Source organism: Winogradskyella sp. MH6, assembly GCF_022810765.1.
In the GTDB taxonomy this organism is placed as follows: domain Bacteria; phylum Bacteroidota; class Bacteroidia; order Flavobacteriales; family Flavobacteriaceae; genus Winogradskyella.
Map to the genome: position 1 here is coordinate 751,467 of NZ_CP094494.1, position 14,619 is coordinate 766,085.

Here is a 14,619-nt window from a genome sequence, read left to right on the forward strand (position 1 = left end):
AAAATGACGAAAAACCTCTACCTGAATTTATTACTTTTTATTTCAGTTCTGTTAGTAGGTTTTTACTTTACGTCTGAATTAAATAATTTATGGATTGCTCATCTGTATCATCTAGGAATAATGGCTTTAGCTGGACTAATTCTTATCGCATCTGAAAAAGGAAAGCTTCCTAAAAAAGAAAAAGCCGAATTTAAAATCAATAAGATTATTGGAATTATAACTGGAATAATCGGACTTATAGCCGTTTGTAATCTTATTCCTGTTCTTGCGAGCAAGATGGCTGGAATCGACATCACTAAGCATCCTATTATCATTGGTTTGAATCTAATGGTTCCAATTCTAATCTCTATATCAATATTCGAGGAGGTTTTATTTCGTAGAGTTTTAGCACAAAATATTAAAAACACTCTCGGAATTAGAAAAGGAATTTGGATTTCGGCTTTTATTTTTGCAATTGCTCATATCTATTCTGATACTGGAATTTTACCGTCTTTCATCGCTGGAATAGTATTAGCCTATATTTACTTTAAAACAAATAGTATTTATTTGAACATTTTTGCTCATTTGTTTTATAATATCACAACCTACTATCTATTAGCAGTTTTTAGAGATAAAGATAAACTGGAATTAATATATAATTATCAAACCATAGCGTTATTAATTTCATTTGGAATTGTACTTATAGTTGGAATGACAAAAATTTTGAATAAAAAAGCCAGCAGGCAACAACGTATATAATCCATTGATAGTGAGAGCCTACTTCTGAAAATCCCTGCGGATTTTCAGTTTGGTGTGTACTTGTAAAAGTTAGTGCTAACCCACGCAACTACTCATAGCCGAGACCGTTGGACGCAATTCAAAATCCAAACAAGATTTTTAGACCATTAAGGAGCTTTTGTTGTTTAAGACATGAAAATTCCCTCACTACAATCAGCACTTTACTCAACCAAAGGTATTAATAACTAAAGTGTATTTTATATCTTTAACCAAACGCTTTAGTTTAGAGGTAAACAAAACCTAGATTTTATGAAAACACAAACATTAACACAGAGCAACACATTCAAAACTTTTGGTTTTGCAATGGTTTTAATGATGACATTATTTACGTTTAATACCGCTTTCGGTCAAACTAAAGAAGTTACACAAGAGCGTACCATAAAAGGTCTCGTATCTAACGAAGATGGTCCTTTACCTGGTGCTAACATTACATTAGATGGCACCAGAGTTGGCGCTGTAACAGATGATGAAGGTAAATTTACATTTCCGAAGAAATTAAAAACTGGTGATGTATTGGTCTTTAGCTATCTTGGTTACGAAACCCAAAAGGTATCTATAACAGATAAAACAAGCTTTATTATTTTAGAGCTTACACCAGATATGGTAGAAATGATTGGCGCTGTAGACACCAACAAACCTTACAAGTCTAAACGCAAAAAGAATTAAGTGTAAGTTTTGCAAAAAACGTTTCTATTACTACTACTGCTTTTTTTAAGTTTATGTAGGCTTAATGCTCAAATCGCAGACTTTGACCATATAGATTTTAAAAAAGCAGATAGTATTGCCTTATCATTAAAAGGTGAAAGCCTTACAAATCTACCTGAACTTTCTTTTAAACTCACCAATACACTAAACACAGATGTAGAAAAGTTTAGAGCCATTTATAAGTGGGTTTGCGACAATATTGCTAACGACTACAATCTTTACCTACAAAACGACCGACAACGACAACGTTTTAAAGATGATAGCTTAAAGCTTGATACCTGGAGTACAAAATTTAGATCTAAGCTTTTTAGCAGGCTGCTTAAGAAAAAACGAACTATTTGCACAGGTTATGCCTATTTGGTAAAAACTTTAGCTGATTTTGCCAATCTAAAATGTGAGATAGTACAAGGTTTTGGTCGTGTAAGTACCACAAATATTGAAACTTTAGATTTACCCAATCACTCATGGAATGCTGTAAAACTTAAGAGCAAATGGTATTTGTGTGATCCTACTTGGGCCAGTGGCATTCCAAACCCTAAGACCAACAGATTCTATTTTCATTATAACGATGGCTTCTTTTTAGCAAACCCAAAGCTGTTTGCCATAAATCATTTTCCTGTTGATAAACGTTGGTGGCTTTTAGATGATGATGAGATTCCTACATTTGATACTTTTTTAAAAGCGCCAGTATTGTATGGTAATGCCTATAAAAATCTAGAGCTGCACAATGCTCCTCAACAAATGCATCATACTATAAAGCCTCATCAAAAAGTGGTATTCAAGTATGAATTAAAAAACAACACAAAGCCAAAAAATGTAAAACTTGGTTTTGACAATGGTTTTAGTACCTGGAAAGACCAACCTACTTCAATTTCTATTAAGGATAAATCTCTAGAGCTGGAACATCAGTTTAACCAAACTGGTTTTTATGATGTGCATCTGTATATCGATGATGATTTAATATCAACTTACACTGTTGACGTTAAAAAATAGACTTGCACTTCTATAAATTAACAATAATAAATTAGTGTTAAGCTTTTTCCTTTCAACTTCACTTTCACTAAATTCGTTATTTAGACACGATTAATAAGTGTCGTTAACATACAGAAAAGGCAAGAATGGATAAGAAGTTATTAATGGTAATAAATGAGCAGAAATCTGCTATTAAAGTACCTATGATTTTAAAAGAGGAATCTCAACGTTTTACCAAATTACTCTTTAAAGCTTTTTTTGATAGTGACACTAATACCGAAGAGGCATTTATTGTTTTAGAACCTCTGTTTATATCTTTAAGAGATATTGCCTGCCCAAAAACCAAAGGTAAACCTTGCAAACGTTGGACTGACTTTTTAACAAACATTCCAGATTTGTATTGCAGTTTAAAAAAAGATGCTGAAGCTATTCTTAATAACGATCCTGCTGCAAAATCGCTCGAGGAAATCTATATGGCTTATCCTGGTTTTTTTGCTATTTCAATCTATAGAATGGCAAGGATTTTCCACAACTTAAAGCTTCCTATAATTCCTAGGTTAATGACTGAATATGCACATCAAATAACAGGTATAGACATTCATCCTGGAGCAACTATAGGTAGTTCCTTTTTTATAGATCATGGTACAGGTGTTGTAATTGGTGAAACCACAGAAATACACGATAATGTAAAGATATATCAAGGTGTTACATTAGGTGCATTAATCGTAAGGAAACAAGATCAGTTTACGAAACGTCACCCAACAATAAAAAATAATGTAACGATTTACGCTAATGCAACAATCCTTGGTGGAGATACTGTTATTGGCGAAAATAGTATTATTGGTGGCAACACTTGGTTAACAACCTCAGTACCAAAAAACTCCACAGTAATCCACAATCATAAAGTTGAAATTTACTCTAAAAAAACACAGGCTAAATGAACAAGACGTTAATTGATAGAATAGGAAATACTCCTCTTGTAAAATCGATAGCTTTAAACACTAATCCTAATGTGAGTCTTTATTTTAAGCTAGAAGGTAATAATCCTGGTGGCAGTGTTAAAGATAGAGCTGCCCACAACATGATTAAAAGTGCCTTGGAAGCTAAGCGAATAAACAAATCTTCAAAATTAATTGAAGCCACAAGTGGAAATACTGGTATTGCCCTTGCTATGATTGCTGCTATCTACGGATTAGATATAGAACTTGTTATGCCAGAGACAGCAACAAAGGAACGTGTGCAAACTATGAAAGCTTATGGCGCTAAAGTAACTCTACATCCTGATGGTATAGAAGGCGCTCGTGATTATGCCATAGACAAGGTTAAAAACGAAGGCTACTTTTCATTTAATCAGTTTGAAAATAATGATAATTGGAGGGCGCATTATAAATCTACTGGTCCAGAAATTTGGAGAGATACTGAAGGTGCTGTGACGCATTTTGTTTCTGCCATGGGAACCACTGGTACAATTATGGGCACTTCAACATATTTAAAGGAACAAAACAAAGGTGTTGAGATTGTTGGTGTGCAACCTACAGACGACTCTAAAATACCTGGTATTAGAAAATGGCCAGAAGCTTATTTACCTAAAATTTTTGATGCTTCTAAAGTAGATCGTGTTATAGAAGTTAGCCAAGAAGAAGCTATTGCTATGACTCGTAGACTGGCAAAAGAAGAAGGTCTTTTAGCTGGTATGAGTAGCGGAGGTGCTACAACTGCCGCTTTAAAACTTGCTAACGAGTTAGAAAGCGGTGTTATAGTTAGTATTATCTGTGATCGTGGAGATCGGTATTTGTCTTCAGATTTATTTGGCTAAGATTACAACATCTTCAAGGTATTAACCTCTTGTTCTGTAAGATGTTTCCAATGTCCTCTAGGAATATCTTTTTTGGTTAAGTGACCAATAGCTACACAATCTATTTTTACCAAATCGTATTTCAACGTATCAAATATGGTACGTAATATGGTATTCCCAGTGTTTTTGATTTTTATGCCTACTTTATTTTTAGACTCTCCTTCGACATAGCTTATATCTTCAACAGTAATTAAATTACCATCTACATTAAAGCCTTCTTTTATCTTTTTTAAGTCTTCAAACTTTAAGTTTTTATCTAACTCTACCTGAAACAATCGTGCTACACCATTTTTAGAATTGGTAAATTTTTGCACTACGTTGTCATCATTAGTAAATAACAAAAGTCCAAGCGAATTTCTACCCAAACGACCTATTGGTCTAATATTAGCACTGGTTGCATTGGCTACTAAATCCATTACCGTTCTACCCTTACCTTCTGCTGTAGTTGTTGCAAACCCTTTTGGCTTATTTAGTAACACATATACCTTAGGTTCTGGCGCAATACGCTGACCATCAAAACGCACATCGTCTGTACGCTTTACTTTGTAACCCATTTCGGTTACGACCTTTCCGTTAACAGTTACTAAGCCAATGGCTATGTTTTCGTCAGCTTCACGACGCGAACACATGCCAGAATTGGCAATATATTTATTTAGGCGAATTTCATCTGGATTAGATGTCGCTTTTGGTTTTGGTTTCTTTTTGAAAGGAGCATTACCTCTCGCAAAACTTTTAGATTTGCTGTTAGCTTGTCCTCTTCCTGAAGTTTTTCCTTTTCCTTTGCTATCTTGATGTCTGCTCATATTTAAATTTTTGGCAAAGGTATAATATTAGTTAATACCAACGACTTTATTTTTTGGTTGTTTGTTCTTACAACAAAAACATTACAAGCGATTTAAAACCACTGAAACATCTATGAGTAAAATAGAAAACACTCCTGCTACTATGATGAATTTTAAAATGTTATGAAGAATGAGGTAATGCGTTTTTTTGTTCGATTTCCATAGGATTAACAAGAAAAGTAAAAGCAACACTATACTTAAATAAAAGAAATAGTACATATACCCTATTTTAAAAAACAAAATTAGTGCTATTGCCGAACCTATTGTTAGTAATGCTAAAACCGTTAACATTACCTTAGAAGTTCGCTCTCCATAAACTACAGGAACTGTTTTATAATCTAATGCTAAATCTCCTTTAATATTCTCTAAGTCTTTGCTAAACTCTCGCATAGATACCAACAAGAACAAAAAGATGGCATGGGCAAAAATGACCAATTCAAAATTTCGATAATAAATAAATATGGCAAAAAACGGAGTTACGGCAAGTATAGCAGACACCAAATTACCAATAACTGGTTGCTTCTTTAATTTATGCGAATAGAACCATATAGCGAAAATGTAGAGCGCAAAAAATATAACAGCTCTAAAGGACACATAACTTGCAAAGACAACTGCTAAAAAATTCAACACAAAGTAAAATGACAACTTTGTATTTTGACTTACCAAACGGTCTAACATAGTTTTTCTTGGCCTATTAATTAAGTCTTTTTCGGAATCGTAAAAGTTATTGATAATATAACCTGCGGCTATTGTTGCAGATGATGCTAATACCAACATAAGCAAATTAACATCAAACAATACTTCTTTTAAAGGCTTATCGTGTGCAAAAATGTAGATAGATGCTAGATATTGAGCAATGACTACAACCAAGATATTGTAACCACGCACCACCGAAAACAGGCTGAAGAATTTTAACAGAATATGTTTCTGCCTTCTTGTTAGCATATATTTAGAATTAAAAAACCTCACAAATTACTAGAATCTGTGAGGTTTAAATGTAATATTTTTAGTTCTAAAAGTTGTAAACAACTTCTAATTTCTGACCTTTTAGAGCTGCTTTAGCTCTTTCTATATCTTCGGTAAAGCCTAAGATATAGCCACCTCCACCAGAACCACAAAGCTTAAGGTAGTAGTCATTAGTTTCAATACCTTTTTTCCATAATTCATGGAATTGATTTGGTATCATAGGTTTAAAGTTATTTAATACAATCTTAGATAGCTGCTTTGTATTTCTAAACAGAGATTTAATATCACCTTTTAGGAAATCATCTACACAAGCATCGGTATGTTTAATAAACTGCTCTTTTAGCATACTACGGAATCCTTCATTCTTCATGTTTTCCATAAAAATACTAACCATTGGTGCAGTTTCGCCAACAATACCACTATCTAATAAAAATACAGCTCCTTTACCTTCTGTACTTTGAGATGGTATGCCTGTAGCCTCAATATTATCTTTAGAGTTAATTAATATTGGTAAACTTAAGTAACTATTTAAAGGATCTAACCCAGAAGATTTACCATGAAAGAACGATTCCATTTCAGAGAAAATAGCTTTAAGCTTTAATAGCTTTTCGCGCGTTAAATTTTCTAAAACTGTAATCTTTTCTTTAGCATACTTATCATAAATTGCCGCAACCAATGCTCCACTACTTCCTACACCATACCCTTGCGGTATAGACGAATCGAAGTACATACCAGCTTCAATATCTTCCTTAAGTTTATCTATATCAAAAGACACTAAATCTTTGTCTAAACTTTCTAAATAAGACGCAAAACGTTTTAAACTTTCGTTAGATTTTAAAGCCTCTTCAGAGGGATTTTCATCAACCTTTAAAGCTCCGTTGTAAAAATTATAAGGAATAGATAAACCCTTAGAATCTTTAATGATTCCGTACTCACCAAAGAGTAGAATTTTTGAGTAGAAAAGAGGTCCTTTCATATTGGTATTAAACAATTTCTTTTAACAAATATACGGATTAATCTGCTATATGGTTTGCATTCAAGACCTAAGCCATGTTATTTTTCAATTAATTGTGCACCTTTACCTGTAAAATCAGTGATAAAATGACCATTTTGGCAGTACTCAGCTAATTTATCATTTATAAACTTTAGCACACTTTCTTTTTCATTTTCAGGATATAACATATGTACATTTGCGCCTGCATCTAAAGTAAAACACACATTAGAATTATTCTCGGCTCTATACTTCCAGATTTTATTGATTATTTCTAAAGTATTGGGCTTCATTAAAATGAAATAAGGCATACTCGTCATCATCATAGCATGAAGCGTTAATGCTTCACTTTCAACAATTTTTATAAAGTTTTGTAAATCACCAGATGCTAAAATTTTTTTGAGTTTTGCTAAATTATCATGAGCCTGAGCAAAACGTTGTTCAGCAAAAGGATGACCAAACATTAGTTTATGACCAACTGTACTGCTCACCTGCTTTTCGCCTTTATCTACTAAAAGGATGGTATCTTGATAATTTTTGAAATTAGGATGTACTTCGCCATCAAATTTAATTCCGTACAAATCTGAACTTTCTGTGCTTTCATTTTGTCCCCAAACTACCAACTCACCTTCAATGCTTCTACAGGCACTACCAGAGCCTAACCTGGCTAAGAAGGACGCTTTTTTATTGAAATATTCTGAAGTGTAATCAGCACCTATATCTACCTCAACACTCATTAAACACAATGCCAAAGCACTCATACCTGATGCCGAAGAGGCAATACCTGAACTGTGTGGAAAGGTATTAGAGGTTTCAATCTTAAAATGATAATCTCTTAAAAATGGCACGTATTCTTCAATACGCTCAAAAAAGGTTAGGATTTTTGGTTTGAAGGCTTCGTTTTGTTCTCCTTCAAAATATACATCAAAACTAAATCCTTTACTTTCTTTTTTAGTGTACGTAAGCTGCGTAATAGTCTTGCAATTAGAAAGCGTAAAGCTTATTGAAGGGTTTTCTGGAATTTGATTTTCCTTTTTTCCCCAATATTTTACCAATGCAATATTACTTGGAGACTCCCATTTCACTGAGCCACTTTCTACATTAGAGTTGTAATTTTTAAGAATAAAATCTTCGGCTATCATAATCTAATTTTCTGCCGACAAAGATAGTAACTTTAGCATTGTTTTATAGTTTCTTGCCGTGGCATTAACCTTAAGTTTTCTTTCAAAATAATTAAGGCTAAATTTTGCATTGCCATAACCCTTGTTTGAATAGAAATAAAGACAATCATTTGTGATATGATACTCCTCATTTTCATAGGTTTTCTCATAAGCTTCCTGAACCAAATCCTTATCTGGACTATGAGATAATATGGCAAAATAGCTGTTGATTTTTTTGTCTTCGGAAAACGGACAATTATCAAATATTTTTTGCAGCTGTTGTCTTGTTCTTACCATCACAGATACATCAAATCCAAAATGATCAGCAATGGACTTTTGAATTGAATTTTCTATCTCTTGTACATTAGTTTCTGCAACTTTAAATATCACATTACCGCTTTGGATATAAGTTTTTACATTAGAAAATCCAATCTTAGTTAACAAGTCTCTTAACTCTGCCATTGGCACCTTTCTGTGTCCGCCAACATTAATTCCTCTTAGTAAAGCTATGTATGTTTTCATTTACCAGCAATTGATTGAGAAACTATATAAGCTCCGGTCCAAGCATTCTGAAAATTAAAACCACCTGTTACTGCATCTACATTAATAACCTCACCTGCAAAATATAAGTTTGGAACTAACTTACTTTCAAAGGTTTTAAAGTTTACTTCCTTTAAATCTACTCCTCCTGCTGTAACAAACTCTTCTTTAAAGGTGCTCTTGCCTGTTACCTGAAAAACCGCCTGTGTTAACTGCTCTGCTAAAGCAGTCAGTTGCTCTTTATTAAGATCTGCCCAACGTTCATTCTCTGAAATATTTGAAGCTAAGACTAATTTCCTCCACAATCGCTTTGGCAAATCGAACTGTGCAGTACCATAAATCTGTTTCTTGGCTAAATCTTGTTTTAAATCTTTTAATTGATCTAGACAATCTTCAAAATCTTGTTTTATAAAGTTAATTTCAATCTTAAAATTATAATTAAGCTTTGCTAACTCTACTGCACCATAAGCCGATAATTTTAAAATCGCTGGCGCACTCATACCTACATGAGTTATAAGCAAAGGACCTTCAGAAAAAAGATCTGTATTTAAAACTTTTACTTCTACATTTTGCGCTACAACTCCTGGTATATCTTTTATGCGCTTATCTTTTATATCAAAAGTAAATAACGAAGGGACTGGCGGAATTATAGAATGTCCTAAATCCTCTAAAAGATTCCAGACTTTAGGGTTGCTTCCTGTGGCCAAAACTATTTTTTTTGCTTCAATATCTCCTTGTGATGTATTAACTGTAAATCCATTATCAGTAGGTTTTATTGATTTTACAGAATGGTTATACAACACCTCAACCTTATGCTTTTTAGCTTCAAACAAAAAGCAATCTATGATAGTCTGAGACGAATTTGAGACTGGAAACATCCTACCATCTTCTTCTATCTTTAATTCTACTCCACGCTCTTCAAACCATGCAATAGTATCTCCTGTCATAAAGGTATGAAAAGGTCCAAGCAACTCCTTTTCACCTCTTGGATAATTTTGCACCAATTCTGAAGGTATAAACTCTGCATGTGTAACGTTGCAACGTCCACCACCAGAAATTTTCACCTTTTGCAAACCTTCTTTACCGCGTTCTAAAATGGCAACTGATAATTCAGGATGCTTTTCCGATATGTTTATTGCAGCAAAAAATCCAGCTGCACCTCCACCAATAACAATTATGTCTTTTTGTGCGTTCAAAATGATGATTTAAGAAGATTTTATGAGTAAATCTTTGTTAAAACTAACTTCTATAGTTATTCTTAACCTATGAAAATATTTACAATGATACACTTTAAAAGATTAATATTAATAACGCTGATTGCGGTTTCTTGTCAATCTGCTGGTCAACTCAAAATAGAAGGTAGTATTAATAATTCTATAAAAGAGGCTTCTGCTGCTGAAGTTATACCTCAATCGGATTTAATTTGGACTATTGAAGATTCTGGAAACGACAGTAATTTGTTCGGATTAGACTCTAGTGGAAAAATTGTAAAAAAAATAACGATTACTAATGCCAGTAATATTGATTGGGAAGATTTAACTTCTGACGCGCAAGGAAATATCTACATTGGCGATTTTGGAAACAACAATGAAAAAAGAGAGCATTTTAGGATTTTAAAAATCAATCATAACGACTTAGATAGCGAAACTGCTGAAGCTGAAATTATCGACTTTACTGTACCAAAAAAGAAATATTCTAAAGACTTTGAAGCGTTCTTTTTGTACAATAATTCATTTTATCTTTTTAGTAAAGAAACGAAGAAATTCATCACATTAAAAGTACCTAACTCACCAGGAAAACATGAAGCTATTTTAAGATCTGATTTTAATTTAGACGGTAAAAACAATAAAATTACTGCTGCTGACATTAGTGATGATGGCAAAAGCATAGTACTTCTAAACCATAATAAATTGTGGAAGCTCACAGATTTTAAAAATGATGATTTCTTCTCTGGAAATATTGAAGAGATACTTTTTGACCATAACTCTCAAAAAGAAGGTATTTGCTTTAAAAATAACTCTATGGTTTACATAACAGATGAACGTAATGGAGATGAAGGCGGCAATATTTACAGTTTTAAACTCAACTAAAAGTTTAACCCAAAACCAAAAGAAAATCTTAAACCATCTTCTCCTGTAAAGAAATTAAATGTTCCTGCTACAGAATCTGCTGCTGCAACCCAAAATCCACCTCCATAAGAGTTGTGCCACTTTTCTGATGTATCATTTTTCACCCAAACTCTACCAAGGTCTACACCAGAAAAGATTCCAATTTGTATTGGAAACCAATTTGTTTTAAAACTATTAAAGCTATACCTTAAATCTGCATTGGTTACTAAAGAATTTTTTCCTGTAAAACGCTCGGTTCTATAACCTCTTAATCCTGCTCCACCATCACCAATATTGGCTCCTTGAAAAAACAAAAAATCATCTCCAAATCGCAATTGTGTTCTTATATCTGTCTTTAGAACCAGCTTTCTATTAATACTCAATGCATTATAGAATCCAAGATGGGCATTTACGTAACCAAAAATATTATTCAACTCGTTAATCTCTGTTTTGGCACCAGCTATAATATTAAAATCCATACCTCTTGAAGTTGCAATTTCGTCGTCTGCACTATGATAATCATACTCAGCTTCTAAAGCGGTAAAGAAGCGTCTTTCAAAAAACTCTTCATCTGCCGTAGGAGCAAAATCTGTAATAAATCTATTACTTGTCTCCTCTAATTCTATACCTTCAAAAACTGCTTTAAATCCATATTCGCTACCATATCCAGAATTTTTAACCGCACCTACATTTAGGCCTATTATTCCTGTCTTTACACGATTGTAATCCAAGCCTAAGTCATCATCATTATTTACTGTTTCGTTACCAAAACCAAAGAAATTATTGGTGAAATTTTCACTGGTAAAAATACCACCCAACTTTAAATTCCAATCTCCAAAAATATTGGCAAACTGCCCATTATATCTAACATCAAAACCCTCTGTAGCAAAATAATATCCTGCCTTAAACCTATGCTGTTGAGAAAACGGATTACGCTCAAAACCTTTTTTAGTTTTGGTTAGACTTATACCGACTTTAAGACCATCATCTGGATTAAAACCAAGACTTGGTGTTATAACACCTGTCTTTGTTATAAACTTCTGAAAATCATAAAGGTTAGACTTATAATTATCCGTAAACTTTATTTGACCTCCTTTATTTTTTTCAACAGTATTTTTTTTGGATTTATGATCGTAAACCTTAATACGTCTTCCTTCATTGATGATGTAAGTGTCATTACCTTGCCCTCCTATAAGTCTCGTATAAATTAAGTTATTGGCTTTACCATTGACCTCAAAAATATCATCGTCATCTAAGCCATAAACCCAAATTTCTTTGGTAATATCTCTATGATACGTTCTATCTACAATAACATCTGCTTTTTCTCCACCTTTATTTCTCCAAATTTGTACTCTGGTTTCTTTATCGGCAACTCTGGTTATTTCTATAAAATCGTCTTTATCTGTTGCTGTAAGAATCACCAATTCATCTAAATAGTTAGAATAGCGCGTTGCGATATCCAATAAATTGTCTCGCCTTCCTTTTAATTTGGTTTTTATATCTTCTATAGTTTCACCTTGAATCTCTTCTGGTAAATTTGAAAAAGCCTCTTCTATAATTTCATCTGTAATCTCATTTTGAAGGAATTCGGCTTGCTCTAACCATACAGATTTGTCGGATTGCTTTATTAAAGCTTTATCAAGTTTGTGACCTGCGCTATTTATCCATTTGATGTCTTTTAATTCAGAATCATATACCTGTAGCTGATTTGTGGAGCTAGATATAGTTCTTCCAATGTCTAGCAAAGTACCATCAAAATTAGAAAACACCTGATCTCTATCTCTTGGTATTGCTCTGTAAAGTTTATCACCATTAGGTTGATCAAATTGAGCCCATCGCCATTGATCTTGGTGTCTGTCCCAATCTCCCAAAAGCATATCAAAGAGTCGTGCTCTAACAAAAGCGACTTCATCTATTTTATACTCCTCATCTTTTCTTATTTTTTCAATAATATCGTGGGTGCTTTCGATATCATCTGCATATCCAAAGTTTTTATCGTTAGAATAATTATCCTCTGGCCGCTCTTCTATCATATACAACTCACCGCCATATTCATCATTATACTTGCCTAAATGCTTGTGCTTGGGTATATAATATAATTTTGGGTTGGTATGTAAAACCTGTGCTGCATTAGATAGTTTAGGAACCACCAAAAAAGCATAAGGATGTGCTGCTGTGTAAAAATCTAAAATGAGATCTTCAACAATGGTTTCATCAAATTCATTTTTAACAAAATTATCTTTAAAAACTACAGTTTGAATGTATTGTGTTGCACTTTTTCTTAAGGCACGCATGTTTAACTCTCTTCCGTCCTTTAACTTTAATCGCAAAGAGCGTGTTTGGTGTCCTCCTCCTTTGCGAACAATTTCTAAACCACCGTATAACGTATCTAATGTGGCAACTTTTGCTGTTATTTTTTTACTATACACATCTCTATAGTTTTCTCCCCAAATGGCTTCAAAAAAACCTGATTTATCTGTTTCCTCTTTTGAATAAATAGAAACTTCTACTGTATTAGGAAAACTATCTGGTAATGTTGATATATCAAAATCTGGTTTATTTGGCGGTATAACTTCTTTTTGAAATATTACTTTTGGTTCTCCTCCTATGGCACTAAAAAACTGTACCCAAGAACTACCATCTTTGTATACTACAAGTTTTGCAAAACCTTGTTTTCCATAAGAAAACAACCCATTATCACTTAAGGTTGCATAAGATTCTTTTGAGCCAGAACCAGAGACTACTTGTTTTATTCTCCCTTCCTCTATGTATTGTAAGGTATGTTCATGACCAGATACAAAAACAAGTTTTGGACTATCTACTGCCAGAGTTTCTAAACGTTTCATTAACTCGTTATAACGCTCATTGTAGCGATCTTGAATAGAAACTCCTCCCTGAGTTCTAACCTGAGCCACTAGCGTTGCTAAACCTGGAACTGGTATTTTCTTTTGACCTGGAAAAATATGTTTTGAAGCAGCAAACTGACCTCCATGTACACCATTAGTATACATTGGGTGATGCATAGCAAACACTATTGTTTTATTCTGGGCTTTTTTTAATTCACCTTCAACTTCTAAGAAAAATCGTTCTCTGGTTTTTATTTCGCATTCGTCGTTAATACCTGGATTATCGTTCCAATTTTCTAAATACCATTGCGTGTCTATGATAATAAGTTGAACCGTTTCACTAACGTCTATACTTTCTAACGGACAACCATTTTCTGGTTGAAACGTGTTTTTCCCTAAGGCTTTTTCAATATATTTTTCCTGACGCTTTACGCCTTCTAATCCACCTGCATACCACTCGTGATTACCTGGAATAAATATTGTTTTGCCAATAAAATTTTCAACTGCTCCAACTTGGGCGTTAAGAGCATTCTCAGCTTCTGCTCTGTCTTTATGTTCCTTTTTGGGTAATCCTGCCGGATAAATATTATCTCCGAGATAAAGCGTGTAATCTTCTTTTGAAACTTGTTGTTCAGCCAGATGTTTTTTAAAAGCCTCTAGTCCGTCTGAGTAACCATTCATAGGTGATTTGCCTGCATCACCTACTAAATAGAATACATTGTCGATTGGTTTATCTGGCAAACTCTGAAGCGTAAAGTCATCTTCTGCGTACTGCGCTTTGTATGTGGCGCAAGCATGACTTAAAATCACTAAAACAAGTATGGTAATTTTTCTGTATATCAATTTCATATTTAAAT

13 protein-coding genes are annotated in these 14,619 nt (G+C 33.5%); 6 read left to right on the forward strand and 7 right to left on the reverse strand.

Annotated elements, in window-relative coordinates; genetic code table 11:
• Window positions 1-3: 3 nt before the first annotated feature.
• The 5 genes from MST30_RS03515 to cysM all read left to right on the forward strand — a co-directional run bounded on the left by MST30_RS03515 (window position 4) and on the right by cysM (window position 4,270).
• A complete protein-coding gene (locus tag MST30_RS03515; RefSeq protein WP_243473027.1) occupies window positions 4-738 on the forward strand; it encodes a CPBP family intramembrane glutamic endopeptidase in 735 nt (244 codons plus the stop codon).
• Between the two features lie 288 nt (window positions 739-1,026).
• Window positions 1,027-1,443, forward strand: coding sequence for a carboxypeptidase-like regulatory domain-containing protein (locus tag MST30_RS03520; RefSeq protein ID WP_243473028.1), 417 nt, complete (start codon window positions 1,027-1,029; stop codon window positions 1,441-1,443).
• A gap of 9 nt (window positions 1,444-1,452) precedes the next feature.
• The gene (locus MST30_RS03525; protein ID WP_243473029.1) at window positions 1,453-2,475 is read left to right on the forward strand and encodes a transglutaminase domain-containing protein; all 1,023 of its coding nucleotides are present in this window, start codon (window positions 1,453-1,455) and stop codon (window positions 2,473-2,475) included.
• 125 nt (window positions 2,476-2,600) lie between these two features.
• Window positions 2,601-3,395, forward strand: coding sequence for a serine O-acetyltransferase EpsC (epsC, locus tag MST30_RS03530; protein ID WP_243473030.1), 795 nt, complete (start codon window positions 2,601-2,603; stop codon window positions 3,393-3,395).
• Entirely contained in the window at window positions 3,392-4,270 is an 879-nt protein-coding gene (gene cysM / locus MST30_RS03535) for a cysteine synthase CysM (protein ID WP_243473031.1), read from the forward strand. Before epsC ends, cysM begins: the two co-directional genes overlap by 4 nt.
• A gap of 2 nt (window positions 4,271-4,272) precedes the next feature.
• Here cysM and MST30_RS03540 read toward each other — a convergent pair whose 3' ends face one another.
• From MST30_RS03540 to MST30_RS03565, 6 genes are all read right to left on the reverse strand, one after another.
• On the reverse strand, window positions 4,273-5,112 hold the full coding sequence (locus MST30_RS03540) for a pseudouridine synthase (RefSeq protein WP_243473032.1): 840 nt from the start codon (window positions 5,110-5,112) through the stop codon (window positions 4,273-4,275).
• An 81-nt stretch (window positions 5,113-5,193) separates the two neighbouring features.
• Entirely contained in the window at window positions 5,194-6,096 is a 903-nt protein-coding gene (locus tag MST30_RS03545; protein WP_243473033.1) for a geranylgeranylglycerol-phosphate geranylgeranyltransferase, read from the reverse strand.
• Between the two features lie 67 nt (window positions 6,097-6,163).
• A complete protein-coding gene (locus MST30_RS03550; RefSeq protein WP_243473034.1) occupies window positions 6,164-7,093 on the reverse strand; it encodes a mevalonate kinase family protein in 930 nt (309 codons plus the stop codon).
• Window positions 7,094-7,170: 77 nt separating this feature from the next.
• Window positions 7,171-8,250: a diphosphomevalonate decarboxylase gene (locus MST30_RS03555; RefSeq protein ID WP_243473035.1), complete on the reverse strand. Its 1,080-nt coding sequence runs from the start codon at window positions 8,248-8,250 to the stop codon at window positions 7,171-7,173.
• A 3-nt stretch (window positions 8,251-8,253) separates the two neighbouring features.
• On the reverse strand, window positions 8,254-8,790 hold the full coding sequence (locus MST30_RS03560) for a DUF1697 domain-containing protein (protein WP_243473036.1): 537 nt from the start codon (window positions 8,788-8,790) through the stop codon (window positions 8,254-8,256).
• Window positions 8,787-10,004, reverse strand: coding sequence for a BaiN/RdsA family NAD(P)/FAD-dependent oxidoreductase (locus MST30_RS03565; protein ID WP_243473037.1), 1,218 nt, complete (start codon window positions 10,002-10,004; stop codon window positions 8,787-8,789). Before MST30_RS03565 ends, MST30_RS03560 begins: the two co-directional genes overlap by 4 nt.
• A 69-nt stretch (window positions 10,005-10,073) precedes the next feature.
• Between MST30_RS03565 and MST30_RS03570 the strand changes: the two genes are divergently transcribed.
• Window positions 10,074-10,898, forward strand: coding sequence for a YjiK family protein (locus MST30_RS03570; RefSeq protein WP_243473038.1), 825 nt, complete (start codon window positions 10,074-10,076; stop codon window positions 10,896-10,898).
• On the opposite strand, the gene MST30_RS03575 is transcribed toward MST30_RS03570, so the two are convergent.
• Complete coding sequence (locus MST30_RS03575; RefSeq protein WP_243473039.1) at window positions 10,895-14,611, reverse strand: metallophosphoesterase; 3,717 nt, start codon at window positions 14,609-14,611, stop codon at window positions 10,895-10,897. The two genes, MST30_RS03570 and MST30_RS03575, sit on opposite strands and share 4 nt — an antisense overlap.
• Window positions 14,612-14,619 lie beyond the last annotated feature (8 nt).